The 5,736-nt window shown below is 60.6% G+C and carries 2 protein-coding genes; one reads left to right on the top strand and one right to left on the bottom strand.

Annotation, left to right across the window (positions count from 1 at the left end; all coding sequences use genetic code 11):
* Positions 1 to 462: 462 nt before the first annotated feature.
* Positions 463 to 4,698 (bottom strand): hypothetical protein, encoded by a 4,236-nt coding sequence (locus D7X55_RS43045; protein WP_147470327.1) that lies wholly within the window; start codon positions 4,696 to 4,698, stop codon positions 463 to 465.
* Between the two features lie 468 nt (positions 4,699 to 5,166).
* Between D7X55_RS43045 and D7X55_RS34665 the strand changes: the two genes are divergently transcribed.
* A partial coding sequence (locus D7X55_RS34665) for a helix-turn-helix domain-containing protein (RefSeq protein WP_147470326.1) occupies positions 5,167 to 5,736 on the top strand: 570 nt, incomplete at its 3' end.

Raw genomic sequence — 5,736 nt, 5'->3', positions numbered from 1 at the left:
TTCGCGGCGCAGTAGCGCCCCGACTTCACCGGGCTTCGTGCAGCGCTCTGCCTCCGCCAGCACCCGCAGCTTGTACTCCGCGGTGAAACCTCGTCGCCTGGCCTTCTCCACCACCTCGGTCTCCCTGGCCCGAGCCTCTTCCACCACCGGATTCATCGTCCCTGCCTGGGTCGCCCTGCACACTAAACTGCTGGGTACGGACTGTCTCACTCACCTTGGCAGAGAGGGCCTCTCGCATCATCCTCAGCGCGGGGAGCTGCGGCTCAGTCAGGCTCCACTGTTCATTGGTCAGGTTCACTAGGCAGCTTCAAACATGCCCATCTCTTCAATGTCGATCCGCAGTCCGGCCTGCGCACTCATACCTGCTCAATCAATTTTGAGACCAGCTCTGGTTAGTCGCCTGGGTTCGCGTTGAATACCCTGTTGGAGTTGGTAGGAAAAAAGATTGGGTCACAGTTCGAGTCAGTGCCGTTCCAGCAAAGGCTTGCCTCCTGTGAGTTCTCGCAGACGCCCCCAAACTTCGCGGCAATGCGTGCGGAACCGTCCGGCTGCGCCGGAGTAGGCTGCATTGAGTTCTTTCTCCATCAACTCCATCCATGTGCGATGGCGTCCTTGACGATCGACTTCAGGCGATTTCTTGGTGCCAAAAAGTGTCCCATCGCCGGATGCGACCAGCCCGAGGCCGATGCACGTCCCTACGATGAATTTGGCAAGCATTGGTGGATGCCCTGTGAGGGATCGGATCCAAGCTGCCTCATCAAGAGATGCGACAAGTGCGAGCTCAGCCAGGTCGCGACGAACATTGACTGGCAGGGAGAGTTCTCCAGCACCGAATCGACACAGTCTGCTGACCATCGTGAGGACCCGCGGATCCGTCAGGTCTTCCGCTAGCCGATAACTCTGGTGGGTCGCGATTGGCGTCTGTACATGAGTAACGATGCGTTGCCAGTACTCGTCCGGACGCCCGAGCAGGTGACGGGCAGACTCGATAATCTCGGACCAGAAAGCGGTATCGGCCATCCGATCGAGCAGCAGTCGGTTGCGCTCGGCCCATGTGCGCATCCCTTCTGTGTCACTCATCATGATTCTTTCGGCAAGAATCAGTTCGAGGAGCTTCTTTTCATCTGGGGTGAGGGGTTCCTCGATATCGCGGAGTAGAGGTGGGCTGAAGTAGATTCCCGAGAGGCCATCCGAAGCCAACTCGATGATGCGCGCCCGTTCTAAGAAGTTGGTAGGCGCCTCCACCAGTGCGCGCAGTCGTGCTCGCATCGCGGGCCAATTCCACAGATAGCGATGAATCCGTACCGCCACCGCATGACTCGCTGGGTAATCCGGAATGCTTGCGGCACATTTATTGATGAAGTTGTTGAGTGCGTGCGTGTGATCCTTGCCTTCTAGATCCGGTTTGGGGCGGGCCCTCTCAGCGGCGTAGATGCGACGCCGAACCTCGATCTTCCACTCAGCCCACTCATCCCATAGCCACTGGCTGGCGTTGGGAAGGATGACGTTGGCATTGTACAAACCGTCAATGCGACGCTCGGCCGCCAGGAGTTGCCGGATCTGTTGGTCCGCACTCAAGCTGGTGTTCTGCTCGTGGGGTCTAGGACGGTGCCAAAGTATCCTGCGTGCAACGAATTGAATGCAGAGCGCGTGCAGGTGGTGCACGGTTTCATCGTCTCCAAATACCGTCAACAGCGTAGGGGCTGACGTGAGTATCAGCTCAGCCAGCCCATTCGCATCCTCGGTGATTGCCGTGGTGGTCTCCGCCTCCCGTAACAGGAGCTCAATGCATGACTCAAGCACCGCAATTTCTTCCAGATCGCAGGTGTTCAGCCGTTGGACGAGTTCCTTGGCCCAGGTCAAGGCATGAGAGGCGCCTTGCTCGGATTCTTGGAAGAGCTGTGCCAATGCGCGGAGCCCCTCTCTGGTGGCGCCTGCGGGAAGCTCCTGCAGACGTTGCTGTGCCAGAGCATTGAGCTCGTTGACGATCTCCTCATGAGAATCGAGATGCTTGGAGAGGTGCGAGATCGTTTTCAACCAACGGGTGCTAATGGGCTGATGCTGAAGCGCTGAAACGAGACACGCTAAGAGCTGTGGTTCGCGAAAACCTAACCTCAACAGGACCCGTGCGTGGCGCAATTGTCGTGCTGCCCACGAGAGCGTACGTTCAGGAGACCATTCGTGAGGAGGAGGAATTGCGTCAAGAGCTGCTCTGTGAGCAACCGCGAGTTCATTCATCGTTGAGGCTGCTTCCGTGTGCACAGCCGCAAGGCGGTAGGTCGTGTCATCATGCAGGTAGCGAGAGTACACGTCCACGGAGGAGCGCCGGGTCAGCCGGTGTGCATCCTGCGCGCGTTGGATGCAATCCCTTGCTTCCGCGCTGCGGCCGGAAGCCAAGGCGCTTTCCGTGGCCCCTGTCAGCATCCGTGCGACCCATGCTCGGTAGGGCACACTGGCTGAGGTGAGATCGCGCGGAAGAAGGGAAACAGCTTGTTCATACAGCAGCCAGCGGCCACGGCGAGTAGTCGGGAGTTGTGCGATGGCACGGTGCAATGCCTTGACCGTCCGCCAGTCGGTTCGCAGTGCCGCATGCGCACTGGTGCCCTGCGTTGTGACCAGAGCACTCAGATGGGTCTGTACTGTCCGTACGTCTCCCAGGCGGCCCGCTCCTTCAAGGACCCAGAAGTGCAGGTCTGCGGGCAATGGGCTGCCGCCTGGAGATAGGTCCATGTTGGCGATGACCTCCTTGGCAGGAGGTGCTTCGTACGGTTCTTCGGCCTCGGCATAGACTGCCTCATCCTCTGGCTGAGGGGCTGGAATCGCAGGCAGCAGTTGAGTCAGCGGTTCACGCAGGAGTGTGCTCGTCACTGCGAGGCTGGCGATATGACGTCGCTGCAGTCCAATCCTTTCCTCGGGAATGCTCGTGACGAGAGAAGCCAACAGCTTGCTCTGCTCCGTGACACACCGAGGGTTGTCGAGAACGCGGCGGAGTCCAAAGAGGCGAGCCCACGCCTCGGTCTTGCATCGTTCCCGCTCAATCGTGATTAGACCTATGGCCTGCAGGCGATGGACAGCCCGACGCAGTTCGATGTCCAGATCCTCCACCCGAGGAGTCGCCCAGGGCACCACCGCGAACCACGCGGCAAGGGTGTCATCCAGGATGGCGGTTCCCGAAGCGATGTCTGACGCCCCTCGTCCAAGAGTCTGCCAAACCAGAGCGCCGAACGCATTTAGTACATTCTGCCATTGCAGGCAGACATCAAAGAGATCGGATTCCACTCCAGCCGCCGGTTCGGGGTAGCGTAGCTTGAGCATCTGTAAGGCATTGCGAACGGCAAGAGGGTGCCCCTCGAAGAGTTCGAGCGCATCCGTCTCCTCGGCGGTCAGCGGTCGGTTGATAACCCTGGTTGCCCATTGCCCAATCTCTTCGGACGACAACCGCTGCAGTTCTCCGCGCTCACACACGCGAATCCGTGCCTGCGGAATTTGAGCGAGGCATTCAAGCTGCTGCGTCCAACTCTCAAGAACGACAGTGTGTCCTAGATCAATCAGCCTGCGGATGAATCTGCCGAGATCCGCGGGTGCGCGCGCTTGAACGGAGCGCTGAAGACTTTCGAAGATGACAATTGCCGGTCGGCCTATCCAATTGGAGAGCACCTGGACAGCCGTGACAGGCCGCTGATCGATTTTTGCGTGCTCTTCATCGGGTAGACGTAGGCCAAACAGGAGTGCTGCGGCAATGTCGTGCGCAGTGAGGCAGTCTGTCAGGTCTGTGAAATGCATGGGGGCCTTGACGTTCCCGAGTGCAAGGGCCAGGAACATCGACTTTCCCCAGCCCGGGGTGCCCTCCATCACCACGACCCGGCCACCTTCGTGGGCATCCTGTTCAATGAAGTTGGACCACTTGTCGGCAGCGTCACGCCTTGTGGACATCGGCTCGGCGACATCCCAGGTGATGCGCCTCGGCTCAGGGAGCCCTTCGGGGAGGTTCTCTCGAGCCGTCGGAGCACGGCGTATTGTTGCGCTCCGCAACTGTCGGAGGTCCTTGAAGTTTTTGTCCACGCACCCCGCCAGAAACGCAACCGCACTCATCCACAGGTGCATGCTCGGGGCAGTCGCCCGATGAGCTTTGTCGAGACGAGCGGGTAGGACGTCACGCACGACATTCTCGTAGGAATTGCGTGCATCCCAGCCCTCCGGACGCTCGAAGTCTTCGGGCTTCAGATTCAGAGTGTAGGGGATCCGCTTATGCTGCTGTAGTGTTGCGATGGCGGTCGCGAGCCCCCCTTTCTTGGTCGCCATGCCCTTGAATGTGACGGACTCCAGGAGTGCGAGCACCTTCATGCAGAAGGGCTCAAGCGTCATGATGAGTTGCTCGGTGAGTTCCTCGAAGTGAGCACGTTGCCCTGCGGTTGTATGGATGAGGCCATGAATGGCGCCAAGCATGCGCTCACCCAGCCGCTCGAAGTCCTTGGGCGCTTGCGGCGCCTCAGCACCCTCTACTAGCCACCTCAGCAGTTCGAAAATCTCCCGTGCCTCCTGGGGATCTCCGTTTGCAAGAATCACTGCGCGAGTGGGATCGCGTACTGCGGGGTGTTCCCATCTCGAGAACATTTCGGCCAAGACGTCGAGGTCTTGATCACCCAAAACCGCCGGAGTTGTCGGCGTGGGGGATGGCGTGTTGGCGGGAAGCGTCATGCTCGTGGAATCTATCACTTGGCGCGGGTCAGGTCGCGTGGGCTTGGGGGGAGGCAATGTTCACTCTGGGTGATGTGTCTATGCCAGTAGCCAGGTGCGAAGGCACAAGGATTCACGAAACGACCTGCGTGAGGAGACGATGTGAGCTCGAACTGCCCGGGCGGTTTGAAGAAAGGAGATGCCGGTTCTTTGGGCTCTGGTGAGGGGATGCGAGAGTAGTCTCCGCGCGTTCCGGCATGGTCCTCGCCCCGGGTGAAGTCCTCTGGCTTGTAGTAGAAGGTGCCGCGGGCCTTGGCCGTGGTGAAACCCCAACGAATGGGGACCCGATGGCGGTTGGCATCACGTTTCCTGGCGCGAGTCCTGTCGCGCAGGGGTTCCACTGAGGTGACCCGCTGGTGTCCCAGGCACTAGTCCTCGTCCCGGATGAAGTCTGCCGCACCTGCATGTTGACCCAATAGGAGGGTCGACATGCAGGAGCTTGGCGTGAAGCTGAAGCAGGCGGAGAAGGAGGCGCTGGACGCGCTGATGCGTCGAGGCCGTCAATCCGTGCGTGTCTTGAAGCGAGCGCGCGCCCTGCAGTTGCTGGGAGAAGGCTGGACGGGCGTGGCCGCCGCGGAAGCCGCGGGCCTCTCGGAGCGGACGGTACGTCAGGTGCGGGGACGCTACCGGCGCGAAGGCTTCGATGCCGCACTCCAGGAGAGGCCACGGCCTGGACGCCAGCGGCGCTTCACTCCTGGGCAAGCCTCCCAAGTGGTGGCACTGGTGTGCAGCAGTCCGCCGCAGGGGCATGCCCGATGGACGCTGAGCCTGCTGGTGCGTGAAGTGGTGGGACGGGGAATCGTGCCGCAGGTGGGAATGGAGACGGTGCGCGAGTTACTCCAGCGGCACGACTTGAAGCCGTGGCGGGAAAATGTGACGGGCCGGGGTAATGGATCGCAGTCGGGTCACCCAAGCTGTTCACAGCGGGGGCGGCCAAGCGGATCGCGACGGGGTCGGCCAAGCGGATCGCAGCGCGGAGCAACTGGGGCGGCGGTCCGT

Origin of the sequence: Corallococcus sp. AB049A (assembly GCF_003668885.1) — a bacterium.
Classification (GTDB): domain Bacteria; phylum Myxococcota; class Myxococcia; order Myxococcales; family Myxococcaceae; genus Corallococcus; species Corallococcus interemptor.
Note: the sequence above shows the minus strand (reverse complement) of the source record. Positions and strands in the feature narration are given on the sequence as shown.

What these genes read in the sequence shown, in the direction of transcription:
- D7X55_RS43045 (WP_147470327.1), bottom strand. Translation starts at nt 4,698, where the DNA reads ATGACGCTTCCCGCCAACACGCCATCCCCCACGCCGACAACTCCGGCG.